Source organism: Candidatus Hydrogenedentota bacterium, assembly GCA_019637335.1.
Lineage (GTDB): Bacteria > Hydrogenedentota > Hydrogenedentia > Hydrogenedentales > JAEUWI01 > JAEUWI01.
The window spans coordinates 36117-55638 of sequence record JAHBVV010000039.1 but is presented as its reverse complement, the minus strand read 5'-3'; the positions used below and the strand labels follow the sequence as shown (position 1 = coordinate 55638).

Sequence of the window (19522 nt, the reverse complement as noted above, 5' to 3'; positions counted from 1 at the left end):
AACGCCCGGGGAATACGGGGGCGCCACCTTCCCCGCCCTGAAAGGGCAGCGCAGTGGTGAGCCAGTCCAGCGTTTCTGAAGTTCAACTGCGCTGCCCTTTCAGGGCGTATAAGAAACCCGCCGATCAATCCCCGGGCGTTGCCCGGGGCTGAGAACTCCGTTGGCCCTTCGGGCCGAAAGAATGCGTTGGCATCCAGTTCTTCTACCGAGTATACCGTCTGCGCTACAGACAAGGTCCAAGGAATCTTGTATCCGCTCATAGCATCGCCGCCCGGAAAAGAGAACCGAGCAAACTACCCATATTTGCCGCCATCGTTGCCGATGTACCTTCAAACCGGATGAGCCTTATTCGTGTCCACTCGTGGCTGGAATGCTACTCAACTTCATACGGCTAAAGAATCACCTATTTTTCAGGTTGTACGTCGAGGTGGTTCTCGGGGACGTCGGTGGATTTCCGAGCGCCGGGCCTTCCGCGTGGGGGTGGACAGCCGGGACGGCTATCCTACATTGGAGCCTTGAATATCCACGTTTCGTCAATACCGGAGGCTCGTTTCCGTCAAGGCCCGACACCGATCCTGTGTGTGATAAATAGGTAACGGTATGTATATGGTCATATAGTTATTTATCTGCGGGTACAGGCACCCTCGCTTTGGGGTGCACTTTACCGCTTACGCGGCCTGGGTGATTTTTGCTCGGGAGCCAGTCCCCACCCGGGGGCACCCTCGCTTTGGGGTGGGCTTTACCGCTTACGCGGCCTGGGTGATTTTTGCTCGGGAGCCAGTCCCCACCTGGGGGCGCCCTCGCTTTGGGGTGCACTTTACCGCTTACGCGGCCTGGGTGATTATTGCTCGGGAGCCAGTCCCCACCTGGGGGGCGGTCGTTCATGACGCGTGGCGTCAGGCATTGAGGATGAAAGGCCGGTTGCTTCGCAACCGGAACACAGCCGGGACGGCTGTGCCACGTTCTTTGCAGGCTTCACCTTGGTTTTTACGAGTACCTTTGAAGGAATGATGCGCACATGCGTCCCCCCCCCTGTGTGTTTTCGGAGCAGGAATATTGCGGCGGAATGTCCCGTGCGAACAGCCCAAACCCGACATTTGCTACACTGGCCCCCGCACGGAATTCGCAACGCCCCCGGAGAACAACCCATGTTCCGCTACGCCCTGCTGGCCCTTGTTTGCGCCGCCCCCGCGCTCGCCGCCTCCTTCGAGAACATCGCGCTCAACGCCCCCTACACCCTCGACCCCAATCCCTCCTACGCGCTGTGCTCCGATCCCGGCGACTTCAGGCAACTTACCGACGGCGTCTACACCACCGGCTATTTCTGGGCGCAGGAATCCACGGTCGGCTGGGCGAACGCGAAGACCGTCATCATTACCCTGGACCTGGGTGAAGTGAAGCCAATTCGCGGCGTGTCGCTCAACACCGCGGCGGGCACGGCCGGCGTCGCCTGGCCCTCGGGGCTCCGCGTGTTCGTCGGCGACGCCGATCGCCAGTTCCGCGAGGCGGGCGACCTGCTTGCGCTCAGCGCAAAGCATGGCGAACCCGCGCCCTTCCCGTACAGCGTCCACCGCTACTGGACCGATGAGCTGCGCACCCACGGGCGCTATGTCGCCTTCGTGATCACGAATCAGCCCTTCACCTTCGCCGACGAAATAGAGGTATACGCGGGCGATCCCGCCTGGCTCGCCGAACCGCTTCCCGGCGCGCCCGTTTCCGACGTGGCGGCCTATGTCGCCTCCAACATCGTCCGCGACGCCATCAGCCGGCGACTGCGCCAGGACGTCGCCGCCGTGCGCGAAAAAGCCGCGGCGCCCAGCGTTCCCGAGGCCGTGCGCGCATCCGTCACCGCCCAATTGGACGCCGTACTTGTCGAACTGGGTGCGATTCCGCCCGAACCCGCCGCAGATTTTCGGGCCGTTCTCCCGCTGAACGAAACGCACCGCCGGATATTCGCGGCGCGCGGCCAGCTGTGGCCCCGGGGCCTCACCGTCTGGCAGTCGCCCCTCTGGGGGCCCCTGTCGCACCTGGCCGATCCGCCTGCAAACCCGGAGGCCCGGCTGCGCGTCGCCATGATGCGGAATGAATTCCGCGCCGCCGCCCTGAACGTCAGTAATGGCGGGCCGGAGGAGGCCTCGCTGACGCTGCGCGTCGAGGGCCTGCCCGGCGGCGTGAATCCGCCTTGGATCACCGTCCACGAAGTGGCCTGGACCGATACCGCCGCGGGGGTCCCCGTCGCCTCGGCGCTGCCCGCCGCCGCCCGGGATGACGCGGGCTGGCGGATCTCGATCCCGGCCGGCATGACGCGCCAGGTGTGGTTCACCGTTCAGCCGACGGACATCGATCCCGGCCAATACGAGGGCGCCGTGACCCTTTCCGGCGCGGCGGGAGACCGCGCCGTGCCCTTCACGCTCGACCTCTACCCCATGCGATTCCCCGATGCGCCCAGCCTCGGCTTCGGCGGCTGGGACTATACCGACGGCGACGGCCACCGCGGCGTGAACCCGGAGAACCGGCCCCTCCTCATCGAACACCTGCGCAAGCGCTATGTGAACGCGCCCTGGGCCACAAGCCGGGTCATTCCGCGCGGCGGCTACGATGCGAGCGGACGCCTCACCGCCCCGCCCGACACCCGCGACTTCGACGCATGGGTCGCGCGCTGGCCCGACGCCGCCTGGTATTGCATCTTCGCCGCCGTCAACAACACCTTCGAGCGCTGGACCATGGACGACCCCGAATTCGACACCGCCGTCGGGCAATGGGCGAGTTTCTGGGCGGACCACGCCCGCGCCCGCGGTATCGATCCGTCCCGGCTCGCCGTCCTCCTCTTCGACGAGCCCCATGCGCCCGAGCACGACGCCATCATCGTCGCCTGGGCCAACGCCATCCGGCAGGCCGGCGCGGGTTGGACCATCTGGGAAGACCCCACCTACCACGAGCTTACAGAAAGCCAGGAGGCCATGTTCGCCGCGTGCGACGTCATCTGCCCCAACCGCACCATCTTCCTGCGCGGCAGCGAGGACTACCGCGACTTCTACCGCAAGCAGCGGGACGCCGGCAAGCGCCTGGAATTCTATTCGTGCAGCGGCCCCTCCACCCTCCTCGATCCCTACGCCTACTACCGTCTCCAGGCCTGGACCTGTTGGAAGGAGGGCGCCCAAGCCTCCTACTTCTGGGCCTTCGGCGACAACGCCGGCGTCTCCCCCTGGAACGAGTACCTCGCCCCGCGCAACATCTACACGCTCTCGTTTCTCGACGACACCTCCGTCACCCCCGCGAAAATGATGGAAGCGGCCCGCGAGGGCGTCCAGGACTACGAGTACTTCGTCATGCTCCAGGCCGCTATTGACCGCGCGCCCGAGGGCCCCGCAAAGGACGCCGCGAAAAGACTGCTGGAGGAATTACCGGACCGCGTCCTCGACGCCAGCACAACCCCCGGCCTCCTATGGCACGACGACATCGACCGCAGCCTGGCCGACGAGGCAAGAATACAGATCCTGGATGCGCTGGCGGCATTGCGGGCGATTTGACGCCCCATCGCCCCGGAAAGAAGGCGGCGATCACCTGAAGCAGTCCGCTGACCGCATTTGGCAAAGGCTCGGAACCGCAGAAGGCGCGTTGGCGGAGCACGAGGTGGTGTTACAGGCCTCAAGCCGTTACAATACGGGCTCGACGGATGGGAGACACATGGATACGCTCAAGTTGACAAACGTGTCGGTCGTGGTCGCAGCCGAAGAACACAATCCAACCATCCTGCATCCGTCCTTTCTTAAAGCGGAGCGTATCGTTCCGGATGAATGGGTTGTCGTTGGCGGGCCCATTTGTACTCCACCCTTCTCGATAGTGGAATACGCGAATGGTATCGCGTTTCGGGTGGAGTCCAATCGGCTTCAGATTATCGATGGCGCGCCGGCCGGTGCGGGAAAAGCGTCACCCGCGCCGGAGATTGCTGTGAAGTATGTAAGGGCATTGCCGCACGTCCGCTATACGGCGGTAGGCATCAACTTTATGGCGTTTCAAGAGTTAAACGACCCAGACGCCTACGTAATTCGACGTTTCCTGTCGGCGGGCTCGTGGAACGACGCTGATTTGGCTCCCGACTCCGCGGGTGTGCAGTTGACCTATCCGCTGGGAGAATCGCGCTTCAATCTTGCGATTAAGCCCGGACGGCGGCAAAGGTCGGAAGCCGGGCCCATCGTGCATGGCATTGTGCTGGAGGGGAATTGTCACAGTGACACGGCGGATTTGCCGGGGGCCATTGAGGCCATCGCGAATTATGAAGAGAAAATGACACAGTCCTGGCGAATTTGCACAAGAATACTCGGCGTTTCAACGGAGTAAGAGGCGATGACTACGGCAACACCGGACACGCACCCCTCGGATACATACGGCGTGCATTCAACTAGATTGCTGAACGATGCGCTTTCTTGCCTCGTTGATCGGGAGTTCAGACGCGATATTACGAGCACACATGGGCAATCGCCGTCCTCGAATATGTCCGAGGAGGAGGTTGTGCGAAACAGGCGCCTGGCCAGATTCTTCCATCGCGCACCGCTGTGCTCATCGGTACAGCAGGATACGGCATCCCGAGAGGCCGTGTTCGAAACGGATGAAGCGCGTGTGTCCGATAGGAGTGTTCTTGCACTGATCGGCCCTCTTAACCCGCGACACAAGGCGGCGTTGAACGATGATTCCGAGTTGATCGACTGGGATGTAGCGTCCACGCCCCGCGTGCGGGAGACTTCGTCGATACCCGTTAATCTATATCACGCGGGCAGGGGAACGCCTATTGCCGACCCGGATCCCTGGACGTAGAGACAGGCTGCAAATGGGGCATAGCACATATCCATGGTATACCGTCACTACCGGCGGCGACCTTGAGCAGGGAGACATCCTAACGGGTTGTCCGGTTTTCAGGGCGCCCGAGGATCTCAGCACCGATGTACTCGAGCGCGCCCGCTCGGGCAGCGATACTCCGGGCATCCGGTTCGACTTTCAGACCTTCGATATCATCGTGCTTTCGCAGACGTGCGACCTGGTGAACAAGAAATTGCGGGACGTATTGTTGTGCCCGCTTTTTACAGAAGATGATTTCGAGCGAGGCCAGACGTTCTCCATGGACAGGGATTGGGAGAACGCCAGACAGGGCAGGTATCCCGCCTACCACGTGGTCAACGCATGCGAAATCCCGGAATTTGAGTCGAAGCCTCGGATTATTGACTTCAAAAGTGTGGTATCGCTTCCGGTCGGCTTCCTTCGCAATTTTGCAGTCCAGCAGGGTCCCCGGGTTCGGCTGATGCCGCCGTACCGCGAACATCTGTCGCAGAGCTTCGCGCGCTTCTTCATGCGGGTCGGGCTGCCGGTGGATATACCGTCCTTCATCAAGTAGCCGTATAGCGATTCGTACTTCACACCGCGCAGCGCCGCGTTTACGGCGCTTCGGGAGCACCCATGAAAACGCGCCCATTCCTGAAACAGGCGATGCATACTTTTATTGTGCCGATCACTTTCGCGACGTCAGGCTCCCTGGGCTATGCGGCCCAGCCCGCCACAACCGAAGCCATCGCCGCCGAAATCCAGCGCGTCCTCACGCCCGAGGCGCCCTTCGCGTACCACGAGCGCCTTTCCACCGAACCGGTCCACCGCCCCCGGCGGAACCCGGACGCGGTCCCCGCGGATGGCGAGCTTGCCCTGCCGGCGGCGGGGTGGACCCTCGTCGGACCGCGGGGCGAGGACCCGCTGATCGGCCACGCCCTCCGCGATTTCCAGGACTACCTGAACACGTCCATGGGCGTCCAGGTGGATCTGGAGGAGCGGGAATTGCTCGACGGCTGGGAGGGCCTCACGCAACACATCGTGGCGGGCACCCCCGCGGATCTGCCCGGCGCCGGGGCAGGCTTGAAGGGCCCCAAGGACTACGAGATCACCGTTACCCCGGATCGCATTACGGTCTGCGGCTTCGACGCGCGCGGGGTGATGTATGGCCTCTACAATCTCGAAGCCCGCATGAACCTGCGCGAGGCCCCCGTCCTCCCGGCGGACCTGCACACCGTCCGCCACAGCCTGCACGACGCGCGCATGGTGCAGTCCTGGATGGGCTGGATGGAGTTTCCGGACACGGTCCTGGCGCACCTGGCCCACGACGGTTTCGACGCCATCTTCGCCTCGGTCTACACGAACCCGAATGGCGATCGCACCACGGCGGAGAACTCGACGGACTTTTACGCGCGGCTTATGCACAGGATCCGGCGCCAGGACCCCGCGCGGGTGCGCGACCTGATTGATCGCGCCAAGAAATTCGGCATCAAGGTCTATACGCCCATCATCTATCAGTACGTGGGCACGGAAGAGAGCGAAGCGGACCTGCGGCGGCTCGTGCGCGAAATCCTCCAGGACTTCCCGGACATTGCGGGCTTTGTCCTGCTGACGGAGGGCTTCTGGTTCAAGCAATGGGGCGGCCTCCACGGGGCGAGCAAGGAGCACGTGGAAGACTGGGCGCGGAACTGGAGCCACGCCGTGGGTGTGGTGGCGGAGGAGTGCCATAAGGTCGATCGCGAGATCGAGATCCTGCCCTGGGAATACAACATCGATTTTCGCCCGTCCAACGTCGAGACGAAAAAATTCTTCATCCAGCAACTGCCCGACGGCGTCACGCCACTCCTCACCTGGGAAAACGGCAAGGGCTTCGAGATCGACGGGCTGCACGGCCACCTGCGCGACTACGGCATCAATGTGGTTGGACCCGCGGAAGTCACCGAGGCGCAGATTGCCGAGGCGCGGGCGCGCGGGATGCGCGTGTATTCCAACGCCCAGACCTTCTCCTGCGGCGCGCAATTGCAGACCGTGCCCTACAACCCCTTCCCGCAACAGTGGCACGCGCGGTACGAGAAACTCGCGGAATTCGGCATCGACGGTACGCTGGAAAGCTGGTCTTCCGGCTACGCGCCGAGTTTCATGACCGAGCTGCGCGCGTGGTACGCCTGGAGCGACGCCCCACCGCTTGACGAACTACTCCACCAGTTTGCGGCCCGCGATTTTGGCGCGGAGAATGCCGCCGCCGTCGTGCGGGCATGGGATCTTTTCAGCCAGGCGGTCCGCCTCCTTCCCGATACCGGCCCGTACATGGGCACCACCAACGCCATCGGCAATCCGATTTTCTTCGAGCCGCCGCCCGCGCGCACGGCCACCTTCCGCTATTCCTGGATGGACGGGGGCGCCTGGATGGGCTATCTCGGCGCCGAAATCAACCCCTACTGGCCCTTCACCGTCACCCGGCTCGTTTTTCTGCCCGATTTCTCCAATGGTTCGAATCGCGCCGAGAGCTACGCGCGGAGCGTCTCGGGTATTGAGGCGCCAGGCGAGACGAAGGTCCTGCCGGTATTCCTCAAATACCTCCGCAAGACGACCGACAAGCTTGGCGAGGGCCTTGAACTCTACCGCGCCGCCGCGCTCGCCAGCCCCGAAGCGAAACGCGCCGGCGCCCTGCGCGAAGTCATCGTCGCGGAGCAACAGCACCGCATGCTTCTGAGCAGCCAGGCGATTCTGACCTTCGAGGACAAGCGGCTCCAGCTTATGGCGGAGACCGATCCGGCGAAGGCGCGCGTGCTTTTGGATGAAATGGAAGCCATCGTGCGGGAGGAGATCGCGCGGGTGGAAATTGCGCTGATCGCCGTCACGCACGACTCGCGCATCGGCTTCCAGTTCGAGTGCGATTACGTCTATTCACCCTACTCGCTCCGGGAGAAACTCGGCGTTCTGCGCGATACCCTGGAGCGGCAGATCCCGGCGCACCGGGCCCGCATCGCGGGATAACGGGGAGCCCTTACTCCGCCGCCGGCGTGGCGGCTTCGGGCGCGGGCGTCTCCGCCGCGGCGGGAGCCTCCGCCGGGACCGCTTCGGGCGCGGGAGCCTCCGCCACGACCTTCACGCAGATCTCTCCGAATCCCGTGTAATTGGCGCAGTACAGGCCCGGCTCCGCCCCCACGATCTTGCCCAGGGCGCCGTTGCTGATGATCTGGCCCGCCTCGATCTTGTAGCCGTTCGCGAGAATCGCATTCACCGTCTTCAGCAGCGTCTCCCACTGCCCGCCCGCCGCGTCGCCGCCGCGCGCCGTATTCACGACCTGCCCATTGGCCGTCAGGGTGATTTCGATCGCGTCCACGTCCACGGCCTGCGGCTCGAGCCGTGAACCCACGACAATCGCCTTGCTGTTGATGTTTCTCGCGACCAGATCCGGCGCCGTCACCGGCGCCTCGTTCTGGCTCGCGCCCCCCGGGACTTCCAGGACCGGCGCCACGCTCTTGATATGCTTCTTCAGCGCGGCGACATCCGGAATCGGCTCCCCTACGCCCTGCCCGAAGATATACCCAATCTCCGTCTCAAACATGCGCTGGTTGTCGGCCGACAGGTCGATCGTGACATTGTCCTTGGCATACAGCACGCCGCTGGACGGCAACACGCCAAACAGGGGCCCGTCTATGCCGAGCGCGGTCTGCGCCTCCACCCCCACAATCGCCGCCTTGAAGCCGCCAATGGCCTCGTCACCCAGCGCAAGCGCGACAAAGGTCCGCTGCGCCGCGTAGGCATCCGCCAGCGTGGCCTCGGCGTGCGCCCGGCTGATCTGCGGCATCGGCTCGCCGTCTTTCCACGCGGCGTGCATCGTGGCGGCGAATTCGTCTTGCCACGCAGGCGCTTCCGCGGCGAAAGCCGGCATCAGGGTGGCGCAGATGGCAATAAGCAGGATGGAACGAAATCTTCCCTGAATCATGGAGTCCTCTGATGGGGCTGAGAGACAAATACGCGTGCCGGCAACCGGCGGCAGCAGCTCAGACCGGCAGGCCAAGAGAACCGGGATTATAGCACAATTCGCCAGAGACACACCGTTGCGCAATGCGTCGGGACGGCGTCATTCACACGAGCCAGAATCAAGACGGCGCGCGGCCCGGAGGCCGCGCGCCGTTCCATGCCGCGCCAATCGGTCAGCCGAAGAAGCTCGTCAGGCCGGCGTTCGTTTTCGTTGCCGGGAACTTGCCCGGGTATTTTTGAAATTCCACGTGGCCATCCATGTATAGCGCATTCGAGCCGCCGGGGATGTGATTGTAGAGCGCCGTGCCCGGCCTGATCGCGCCGCCGGTCACGGCGGTCGCCTCGCTGGAGCCGATCGTGTCCCACGTAACCACGATCTGGCTCTGCGCTTTTGCGGAGGCGCCGGGGTTGTTGATATCCGTTATCACGAAGCGTTCGATGCCCTCGCGCAGGCGGTAGATCACGTTGCCGCCGCCGGTCCCGACGCCCAGAGGCGCAAACACCGGACCGAGGAGGGGAATCGACGAAATTGTGATGTCGAGGTCAAGCAGGCGATCATTGTCTTCGTTCACACCGGGCGTCAGCGGGTCGTCCACCGACTGATCCCCGAAGATCGGACCGCCCCCGTCTCCCAGGCTGAGGTATGCGAGCACCGCGGCCAGCTGGCCGTTGACCTGTACGCCGCCCGGTAGCCCCAGCGTTGCGGAGTTCACCGCTGGATGATTGTCCTCTACGCGGTCCAGGACCCAGCCGGTGTAGACGTAGCTTTCGTCGCTTTGCGTGATCTGGCCCACGCAAATCCGGGGGCAGAGGCCGCTCCCGTCGTCGACAATCTGGCCGATGATGTCCTGTATATCGCCGCCGACGGCGCCGGGATCCGACGGGCAGATCAACGTGCCCGGGTCCGACAGGTATTCGGGATAGATCTGGTTCATATCCGCGAAGAAATCCGCGTCGTCCAGTTCATTGAGGCAGTTCGGGCAATTGCTGTCATTGCCGTAGATTTCGTCGCCGTGGGTCTGCGGCCATTTCTCTCCCTTGCTCTCGTTGGCGTACATTTTGAACACCAGCCCGAGTTGCTTGAGGTTATTCTGGCAGCTGGCGCGCCGGGCCGCTTCCCGGGCGCGGGCGAGCGCCGGAAGCAGAATGGCGGCGAGAATCCCGATGATCGCAATGACCACCAGGAGTTCGATGAGGGTGAAACCGTCCTTTTTCATGAGAATTAATCCTTACAAACTGGCGTGAGGCCGTTGGGAAACAGGTTTTGCGCGCTGTGGCCCCGCGTGCAAGATGCGGCCTGGTCTTGAAACAGTCCTCCTTTCCGACTCGGTGGCCCAACCTGCCTGCGCACCAAAATGGAATACATGATGTTCGTATTAAAGACTGGATTCGCCGATTTGTCAATCGAAATCTCGCGGCGCTTGTATGTCGGAAGGGGATGGTGTATAACCGTGGGGGCAATTTCCCCATTCCCGGGCATGCAGGAGCATATGAAAGCATGGAAAAGCAGGAAAAACTGGACTATTGGCGAAAGAATGTCGCCCTCATACGTTGGCTGCTCGCCGTATGGTTCCTCGTCTCGCTCGGCGCGGGCATTCTCTTCGTGTCGCCCCTGAACGCGATTTCGATCGGCGGGCTGCCCTTCGGGTTCTGGATGGCCCAGCAGGGATCCATCTTCGTTTTCGTGGTACTGATCTTCATCTACGCCAAACGCATGGATAAGATCGACCACGACCACCACGCCGACGAGTAAGCGCGCGCCGGGGCGCCGCGATTCCCCCCCCGCGCGCCGAAATCCCCCCGCAATGCATGGAGAGAGCAACCGACATGTCTGTTGAAGCCTGGACCTACCTGTTTGTGACCATCACCTTCATGGCCTACCTGTATATCGGTTGGCGATCCCGCGTCCGGGAGTCCTCCGGTTTCTACGTGGCGGGGCAGGGCGTCCCCTCGTTGGCCAACGGCGCGGCCACGGCTGCCGACTGGATGTCGGCGGCCTCGTTCATTTCCATGGCCGGCCTCATCTCCTTCATGGGCTACGACGGGTCCATCTATCTCATGGGCTGGACGGGCGGCTACGTTCTCCTCGCGCTGCTGCTCGCGCCCTATCTCCGCAAATTCGGCCAGTACACCGTGCCCGATTTCGTCGGCGCGCGCTACTATTCCCGGACCGCCCGCATCATCGCCGTCATTTGCGCCATCTTCGTGTCCGTGACCTATGTCGCCGGCCAGATGCGCGGCGTAGGCATCGTCTTCGCCCGATTTCTGGAGGTGGATGTCGCCCACGGCGTCATCATCGGCATGGTCATCGTCGGTTTTTTCGCGGTGCTCGGCGGCATGAAAGGCATCACGTGGACGCAGGTCGCCCAGTACGTCGTGCTGATTATCGCCTTCCTGATTCCCTCGATAGCCCTCAGTGTGAAGCTGACCGGCAATCCGCTGCCGCAGCTTGGCCTCGTGGCGAGCGATATCATGCCCAAGCTCAACCAAATCCAGGTCGATCTGGGTTTCGCCGAATACACCCAGCCCTTCGCCAACAAAAGCATGCTCGACGTACTCTTCATCACGATCGCGCTCATGGTGGGCACGGCCGGCCTGCCCCACGTGATTGTCCGCTTCTACACCGTGAAGAACGTCCGCGCCGCGCGCTACTCCGCCTTCTGGGCGCTCCTCTTCATCGCTATCCTCTACACGACCGCGCCTGCGCTCGCGACCTTCGCCCGCTACAACCTCATTGAATCGCTGCATGGCAAGACGCTCGACGAGATTCACGCCCTCGGCTGGACGACCAAGTGGGAAAAGACCGAGCTCCTCAAGTTTGACGACAAGAACAGCAACGGCGTCCTCGAACTGACGCCCGACGCGGCCACTTCCGAGATCGCGATCAACGCGGACATCATCGTCCTCTCCACGCCCGAGGTGGCCCAACTCGCGCCCTGGGTCGTGGCCCTTGTCGCCGCCGGCGGGCTCGCGGCCGCGCTATCCACCGCCGCCGGCCTCCTGCTCGTCATCTCCAGTTCCATCGCGCACGACATCTACTTCCGGCTCATCAACCCCCACGCGGACGAAGGCCACCGCGTCATGGTCGGCCGCGCCATGGTTATCCTGGCCGTGCTCGTCGCGGGCTATTTCGGCATCAATCCGCCCGGATTCGTCGCCCAGGTTGTCGCGTTCGCGTTCGGCCTCGCCGCCGCCAGCTTCTTCCCCGTCATCCTTCTCGGTATCTTCGACAAACGCGCCAATCGCGAAGGCGCCATCGCCGGGATGATCGTCGGGCTCGGTTTCACGCTCTTCTACATCGTCGGAACCAAGGCTGACCTTCTGTTCGCCTACTTTGGCGTGACGCAGCCGTGGTTCGGAACCTGGTGTTTCGGGATTTCCGCCGAAGGCATCGGCACCGTCGGCATGCTCCTGAACATGGCCGTCTGCCTCACCGTTTCGCGAATGACGCCGCCCCCGCCCGACGACGTCATGGAAGTCCTCGAAAACCTGCGTATGCCCGATCACGTCGGCCCGGCCATCATCCTCGACGAGTCGACCGAGTAATCCAGATCAAAACACAAACGGTCGCCGCGCTCCAGGTCAATCCAACCCGGAGCGGTCAGGCGGCCGTTGTAATTTTCCCAGGAACCATGGCCAGGGTTGGTGGAGATCCTGTGGAAACGCCCGCCCCGACACCATCAAGCACGTTACGACCGAAACCGATGCCCGCCTTGACAGCCAGGACGGCTTTCGTACAATTTGCGGCGCTTCCTTGTAGTCTACCGGACCGCCTGGCGCTATTTCCGCGCGCCGCTGTTTCAGGCGGCCAACGTGTTACGTACGTTTTCAGCTTCGTAACACTTTAGCGGAATGAAGTTAACCTGATTTCTCGACGACACAAACCCGCGCCGCAACGGAAGTGCGGACCAATGGGAGCGCGGGCGGCCCGCCCGCATCGCGCCGAAGGCGCGAATCTGATCAACGGCGGTGGTCCGGGTCCAGTCTTCCTCCCGATCAAATGTGCCGATATTGCGAACGCTACATGCACCTCCGGTGCACGGCAGGCGGGGACGCCCTCCACGGCGCGTCTTCGACCTGCGCTCCCAGCCTTGCGCACTCTCATCGTAGTATCGCGGGGTGGCAATAAAGACCTGGCGCTACTTCCTACCGCTAAAGAATTACTCAGCGTCAGGAATCCGGCGCGCTTGCGCGGAATTCGAGGTCGCCGTGGGGGTCGGCAATCAGGAAACGCAGAAACCAGTCGGCCTTGTTGTTGATAAGTTTGACAACGACGGTGTTCCAGCCTTTCTTCAGGGTGAGTTCGGGATACACGAAGCCGCCCGCGCCGCCGAAGCCCTGGCCGCCTTCGACCAGCGCGCCGTTCAGGTAGGTCTGCGAGAAGTTGTCCGCCCCCACCACGGCGTGCGTGATCTGGTCCACGGGCGAGTAGACCGCGCAGGCGACATAGGCGGCCACGTGGTCGAGGGTGCCCAGGAGCGCGTTGCCGTTCACCAGGCCGGCGCGCTGGGGGCGGATGCGGCGCCATTCAAGCCCGCCCTCGTAGGTGGCGTTGGATTCGTACCCGGCTTCGGGACCAAAGCGGTGGTGGAAGCGCGGATTCGCTTGTTCGGGATGCGCCGGGAGGTGGGCGGTATCGATCGGGCCGAGCGGGAAGGGGCCCACCAGATACACCTCCTCCGGGGTCGTGTAGCTGGCGATTGGATGGACGGGGACTGTGGTCACCTCGACCATTTTCATGCTCTCCTTCTCCAGCCAGTGGCCGCCCAGGCGCACGCGCCAGCCCACATCCGGCGGGAATGACAACGCCGCGCGAGGGACTTCGAGCGGGAGGCGCAGTTCGGCCGTTTCACCGGCGTCCAGACGCCGGGTTGCCGCGAGGCGGTCCTCCACGAGGCTCCACGTTGTGTCGCCGCCGGTCGGCGCGGGCCAGCCCGTTCGCGCGGGATTTTCCAGGTAGACCTCGATATCGGCGGGCTGATCAAGCACATTGTGCAGGGAGAAGATGATCTCGAGCGCCACCGGGTCCCGCGTGAAATCCGCGCCCGGCGCCGCGTCCACCCGCACCAGTTCGAGGGTGATGGCTTTGCGGAAGGCCGCCGGGGCAATGTCCACCGGCCAGATGCCGCCTTCCGGCTCCACCACGGCGTAGGAGGTATCGTCACCGTCGACGGTCACGAAACCGAAGCTGTGAAATCCGCCCCAGGCCTTCACGTCGCTCAGGCGGATCCCGCCGCCCGTGGCGCTCTGGATGACGTACGCGTTGCCGTTCTTGAAGAGGGTGCTGTGGTAGTGCTCGTGCCCGGCGACGGTGGTGAAGCGGCGATCGCCCAGGGCCGCCTCGAGCTCGGCCCAGTCCTGTTCGAAGCGGGGGTCGTCCCACATGGGTTTGTGGAAGAACACGAAGGTGTGGCGCGCGTCCGCGGCGGCGGCGAGGTCGGCCCTGGCCCAGTCCATCATGGCGCGCCACGCCGGTCCCCGCCCGTCGATACGCTCCTCCTCGGTGTTGAAGACCAGGAAGTGGCAGCCCTTGTAATCGAAGCTATAGTAGGTGCGGCCGAAGTCCTCTTTCCAGAACTCGTAACATTCGAGGTTCGCGATGTCGTGGTTGCCCACGGTGAAGAACAGCGGCGCCTGGATGCGCTCCGCGTGGGCCAGGTACTCCGCCCACTCCGCGTCCCAGGGGCCGCGCGTGTCCATGTGCCCGGGGATCATGTCGCCGGTGGTGATCACGAAATCGGGCTTGAGCAGATTGATGGCGTCCACGGCGCGATCATAGATAGGCCATTTGCCCTCGCCGCCGCTGGTCTTGTCGCCGAGAATGGCGAAACTGAACTTATTTGAATCGTTGGTCCAGGGGCGATCGATGAGCGGGAGGTCATCGGGCAGTGCGGGCCGCTGTGCGGGGAGCGCCAGGGTGGAGAGGAGGGCGAATACGATGGCGCAGGGCGCGGTACGATGAAGCCGTTGTAATAGCATAGGTACCTCGTGGAACGTTGTTTTCACAGGGATTCACTTGCAATTCGATACTTTGGGCGATGTTGCCCGGGCGCGCACCGCCGTTCAATCTCCGCCGCCGCGCACCGCACCCAGCCGGAACGCCACGTAGGCGTCGCCCTCCTTCGTGCCCATTTTGCCGCCCGCCGCCGCAATCACCACATACTGCACCCCGTCCACCGCGTAGACGCTCGGGGTTGCATAGCCGCCCGCCGGAAGCCGGGCTTCCCAGAGCAGCGCGCCGCTCGACTTGTCGTACACGTGGAACATCTCGTCCTTCGTCGCGCCGATGAAAATGACGCCGCCTTTCGTCACCACCGGCCCGCCGTAATTCTCCGCGCCGGTCTGGGGCAGGCCGCGCTCGCGCAGGGCCGGCGTATCGCCGAGCACCAATTTCCAGACGATCTCGCCGGTGTTCATGTCGATCGCGTTCAGGGTTCCCCAGGGCGGCTTGATGGCGGGATAGCCGAGGTGATCCACAAAGCGGTTCCACCCCGTGTGGCGGTATTCCGGCGCGGGCTTCTCCCCGCCCTCGTTCCCGGGCGCCGCACCGGGTTTCCCCGCGGCGTCGGCCTGGTACACGTAGTCCAGCACCGCCTGGAGATCTTCCCCGGACATGCCCGGGAAGGCCGGCATAAAGCCCTTGCCCTGCCGCATGATGGTCTCCGCATCCGCGCGGGCCAGCCGATCGCCGATTCCCCGCAGTGGCGGGAACATGCTGAACGCATTGCCCTCGCGGTTGACGCCATGGCAGAAGAGGCACTGTTGCGCGTAGACCATGGCCCCGCGCTGCAACGCCGGATCACTGCCCAGGGCGTTGATGTCCACCATCTGCAACACCCAGGGCATCTCGCTCGCGCTTACGTAAAGGATGCCGCTTTCCGGATCCGCCGCCGCGCCGCCCCATTCGCCCCCGCCATCGAAGCCGGGGAAGATCAGCGTGCCCTCGCGGCTCGGCGGATGGAAGGGGTGGCCCTTGCGCAGGACGTCCCACCGCTTCATCACGAATTCCCTCGATTCCGGCGTTACGTCCGTGATGTCGGTGAAGCCGAATTTGTGCCGGGAGAAGGGCGGCGGTTTCACGGGGACGGGCTGGGAGGCCGCCGCCCGCTCGCCCTCGAGATCGGAGGGCGGCGCGGGCATATCCTCAATCGGGAAGAGCGGCTCGCCGGTCTCGCGGTCGAACAGAAACACATACGCGGACTTCGTGATCTGCGCCACGGCGTCGATCGTCTTCCCGCCATGCGTCACCGTCATCAGGTTCGGCGGCGCGGGCAGATCGCGGTCCCACAGGTCATGCCGCACCGCCTGGAAGTGCCACTTGCGCTCGCCCGTGGCCGCGTCCAGCGCGAGCAGCGTGTTGGCGAAGAGGTTGTCCCCGTGCCGGTCGCCGCCGTGGAAATCGAACACGGCCGATCCCGTGGGGACGTAGACGATGCCGCGATCGGGATCGAGGCTCATCCCCGCCCAGGAGTTCGCGCCGCCCGCCCGTTCGTGCGCGCCCTCGGGCCACGTGTCGTGCCCGAACTCGCCGGGCTGCGGGATCGTGTGGAAGATCCATTCAATCGCCCCCGTGTGCACGTTGAAGGCGCGGATGTGCCCCGGCGACGCCGGGTGGCTCTCATTGGTCCGGAACCCGAGAATATAGAGGTCGCGGTAGACCACGCCGGGCGAGCTGGCGGAGACGTAGAGGCCGTCGCCGTCGCGCCCCAGGCCCTTCGACAGGTCCACCCGGCCCTGTTCGCCGAAGCCCTCCACCGGTTGCCCCGTTTCCGCATCGAGCGCGTACAGGTGCGGCCCGCCCGCGTAGAGCAGCCGCTTGCGCGCGCCGTCCGTCCACCAACCGAAGCCCCGGCACACCGCCTTCGTCGGATTCTCCGGCGTAAAGGTCCATCGCTCCGCGCCGGTGGCCGCGTCCAGCGCGAACACCTTCATCCACGGCGACACGCCATACAACACCCCGTCTATGACCAGCGGGTTGCACTGGATCTGGCCCAGCCGCTCGGGATTCCCGCCCTCGCTCGCGTAGGTCCAGGCCACTTCCAGGTTCGCGGCGTTTTCCGGCGTGATCTGGTCCAGCGACGAATACTGCGCGCTGTCCAGACCGCCCAGGTAGGCCGGCCAGTCCTGGTTGTCGCCATCCGCCGGGGCGCTCGGAGGCGCCAGAATCAGGCCCAGCCCGGCCAGGCAACGAAGCACCGTACGGCGCGTCATGGGGCCAATCCCCCGGCAATCCACGCGAAGATGGAATCCCCGATCTGCTGGTAGCCGGACGCCGCCGGGTGCACGCCGTCATTCTGGCGGAACGCCTCTTCTTCCGCACGCGCGTTGGCCGCGGCCATGGCGCCGGGATAGTTCCGCGCGCAGTCGAGGTTGAGGTACGCCGGGATCAGGGAGATCCCCTCGTCTTCCCGCGCGCCATAAGTCGCCGCCATACGCTCCACCACGCGGTGCTGGTTGCGCCGGTACTGCCAGCGGGTCTGGCCATTGCGGTAGTTCGCGCCGAAGGCGTCCTGCGACGCCGCTGGCGGCACGGGCGCGATCAGGCCAATCCGCGCGCCGGGCGCAAAGCCCTGGATGGCGGCGATGAGCGCGTCCATATGCGCGAACATCCCGTCGATGGTCGCCTCGATCGTGCCGTCGTTCGCGCCGAAGGTATCGTTGCACCCCAGAAATACCGTCACGATATCCGGCGCCTGGCCTTCCAGGTGGTCCGCGCAATAGCGCGCGAAATCGATCCCGAGATCGCCCGCCGGGTTCCGGTAGACGAAGGGGCTTGAACGGTCGCGATACGGCGCGTCCCGCGGGGCGTCCGTGAAGTGGGTGGCGAAGCGCGCGGCCGTCCAGCCCCCGTACCCCTCGTGACGGTTCCCGGGTTGATCCGGCTTTGGCGCGTGCGAGCCCACGAGCCGCAGGTCGGGTGTTTCCGGGCGCGCGCCGTGATCCAGCAGCGTACGCGAGTAGATCGACGCATGCGTCAGGCTGTCGCCCACCAGCAGGACCGAAAGCGCCTGCCCCTGGCCCGCATTTGGCGGGGACACCACGACGCGGGACGTCGCTTCGGCAACGATCTGGTTCCCGGCATTGCGGACGGTCAGGGTCAGCGGGTAGCTTCCGGCATCCTCCGGACCGGGTGTAAAGGTCCAGCGCTCCGCAAGCTGCTGACCCTTTTCGCAATCCACGTCAAACGCGTAATTCGCTGGATTCAGCGCCAGCACGACGTTCTCGAAATACAGGTTGGCCTCGACGCCCGGCGCGGCGGGAATGACCGGGGGGAGCAACAACCGAACCGGACCCGCCTCCGCCAGTGCCGGGAACGGCCCCGCAGCCAACAGCACGATAAGCGCGAATGCGCGCGGAGCATGAATCATCAACGGCCTTCCTTTCCGGATCACGAAAATCACGGTGCTACTCCACCAGTTTCTTGAAGTCGAATGCTTCCAACGGCCCCTCAAAAAACACCAGCCGGCCCGAAATCGACGCCCCTTCGCCGGGGGCGATGTCCGGGAAGCGCGGGTCGGCGTGGACACACGGATGGTTCGGATTGCTCACCATGGAGAGGGTGTTTTCCTTCCAGGAGAATCCAAAGCCCCGCTCGGCTTCGCCCGACATCATCACCGCCGCCGGGACGTCCGCGATCGGGTTGCCGCGCGTTCGCCAGCCCAACCGGTACGGCTGATTGCCGCCCGCCGGCAGTTCGCGCGCCGCCTCCATCGAGATCCAGCCGCGTTCCGGCGTGTGAATGTACTTGTTCTCCCGCGTGTACGCGCCGAACTCCTTGATCCCCCGCAGAAAGGCGCACGTTTGCAGCGTGATGTCGTTCAGCGGCGCGCCCGAACCGTTGTGGATATGAAGCTCCAACTCGACGGTGTGCTCGCCGCCGCGCGTCACGCTTCCGCCGAACGCAATCCCGCTCGGCAGCACACGCTCAAACGCGATGCCTCCGTCCACCGCCGTCCACGGTATCGCAGGGAGCGTGTCGCCGTACACCGTGTCAATCGGCGGGTTGATGTGGCTCAGGTAGATCAGGCCCTGGCTCGTGAAGATCGCCTCTGGAAAATCGAGCCACAGGTAGTCCTGGGACGGCCACGACGGGCTAATCCACGCGATGTGCTCCCACGGATAGTGCGGACGCCAGTGCCCCGGCAGGATCCGGATGCCCTTCGCGTGCGTCGCGTAGGTTTCCTCTTCCGCCGCCGCGCGCCCGAATGCCAGCGCCCCCGCCGACGCCGCGGCCAGCCCCAGAAAGCCCCGCCGCCCAATAGTAAATGTGGCATGCATTCCCAGAACCCTCCTCGGTTCAAGAACGTTGACGAAGGGTAACATAGTAGCGGAATGGAGCGTCCACCTAAAGGAACGCCCATTCCGGTCACGACGGGCGTCACCCAGAGGATCGCGGACACGAATGAGTGTCCGTGATCCTTTGCGCCTTTCGGCGCATTGGACAGCCGGGACGGCTATCCTACTCTTTTGCGGGCAAGAATTTGCGCGCGCCATTGCGCCTTCGGCGCTGAACACAGCAGGGACGCCCGCCTCCGGCGCGTCATGGAGCTGTTCCACTTTCTTTTCGGGGTGGTATTGGTTGGGGGTTGGGGGGCTTTTTGGGGGTGGGCTCACTTTGCCGCGGGCACGAATGCCCGCGATCCTTTGCGCCTTCGGCGCATTGGACAGCCGGGACGGCGATCCTACGTTTGCGCGGGCAAGAATTTGCGCGGGCCTT

The 19522-nt window shown here is 64.2% G+C and carries 12 protein-coding genes; 6 read left to right on the top strand and 6 right to left on the bottom strand.

Going from position 1 to position 19522, the window contains the following annotated elements; translation table 11 throughout:
- Positions 1 to 1148: 1148 nt before the first annotated feature.
- From KF886_25360 to KF886_25345, 4 genes are all read left to right on the top strand, one after another.
- A complete protein-coding gene (locus tag KF886_25360) occupies positions 1149 to 3530 on the top strand; it encodes a hypothetical protein (protein MBX3180689.1) in 2382 nt (793 codons plus the stop codon).
- Positions 3531 to 3687: 157 nt separating this feature from the next.
- Positions 3688 to 4341 (top strand): hypothetical protein, encoded by a 654-nt coding sequence (locus KF886_25355; GenBank protein ID MBX3180688.1) that lies wholly within the window; start codon positions 3688 to 3690, stop codon positions 4339 to 4341.
- A 487-nt stretch (positions 4342 to 4828) separates the two neighbouring features.
- The gene (locus KF886_25350; GenBank protein MBX3180687.1) at positions 4829 to 5389 is read left to right on the top strand and encodes a hypothetical protein; all 561 of its coding nucleotides are present in this window, start codon (positions 4829 to 4831) and stop codon (positions 5387 to 5389) included.
- Between the two features lie 62 nt (positions 5390 to 5451).
- The gene (locus KF886_25345) at positions 5452 to 7812 is read left to right on the top strand and encodes a hypothetical protein (protein MBX3180686.1); all 2361 of its coding nucleotides are present in this window, start codon (positions 5452 to 5454) and stop codon (positions 7810 to 7812) included.
- A 10-nt stretch (positions 7813 to 7822) separates the two neighbouring features.
- Here the strand turns inward: KF886_25345 and KF886_25340 are convergent, their stop codons facing one another.
- On the bottom strand, positions 7823 to 8767 hold the full coding sequence (locus KF886_25340) for a fumarylacetoacetate hydrolase family protein (protein ID MBX3180685.1): 945 nt from the start codon (positions 8765 to 8767) through the stop codon (positions 7823 to 7825).
- Positions 8768 to 8978: 211 nt separating this feature from the next.
- Complete coding sequence (locus tag KF886_25335; GenBank protein MBX3180684.1) at positions 8979 to 10022, bottom strand: DUF1559 domain-containing protein; 1044 nt, start codon at positions 10020 to 10022, stop codon at positions 8979 to 8981.
- 281 nt (positions 10023 to 10303) lie between these two features.
- Here KF886_25335 and KF886_25330 point away from each other — a divergent pair, with 281 nt between their 5' ends.
- Positions 10304 to 10558 (top strand): DUF4212 domain-containing protein, encoded by a 255-nt coding sequence (locus KF886_25330; protein ID MBX3180683.1) that lies wholly within the window; start codon positions 10304 to 10306, stop codon positions 10556 to 10558.
- 74 nt (positions 10559 to 10632) lie between these two features.
- Complete coding sequence (locus KF886_25325; protein ID MBX3180682.1) at positions 10633 to 12351, top strand: cation acetate symporter; 1719 nt, start codon at positions 10633 to 10635, stop codon at positions 12349 to 12351.
- A 624-nt stretch (positions 12352 to 12975) separates the two neighbouring features.
- On the opposite strand, the gene KF886_25320 is transcribed toward KF886_25325, so the two are convergent.
- The 4 genes from KF886_25320 to KF886_25305 form a co-directional block, all read right to left on the bottom strand.
- A complete protein-coding gene (locus KF886_25320) occupies positions 12976 to 14784 on the bottom strand; it encodes a metallophosphoesterase (GenBank protein MBX3180681.1) in 1809 nt (602 codons plus the stop codon).
- A gap of 84 nt (positions 14785 to 14868) precedes the next feature.
- Positions 14869 to 17016 carry a PQQ-binding-like beta-propeller repeat protein gene (locus tag KF886_25315; GenBank protein ID MBX3180680.1) on the bottom strand — a complete coding sequence of 716 codons (2148 nt, stop codon included), beginning with the start codon at positions 17014 to 17016 and terminating at the stop codon, positions 14869 to 14871.
- Positions 17013 to 18173, bottom strand: coding sequence for an SGNH/GDSL hydrolase family protein (locus KF886_25310; protein MBX3180679.1), 1161 nt, complete (start codon positions 18171 to 18173; stop codon positions 17013 to 17015). Before KF886_25310 ends, KF886_25315 begins: the two co-directional genes overlap by 4 nt.
- 37 nt (positions 18174 to 18210) lie before the next feature.
- Complete coding sequence (locus KF886_25305) at positions 18211 to 19083, bottom strand: hypothetical protein (GenBank protein ID MBX3180678.1); 873 nt, start codon at positions 19081 to 19083, stop codon at positions 18211 to 18213.
- Between the last annotated feature and the right edge of the window lie 439 nt (positions 19084 to 19522).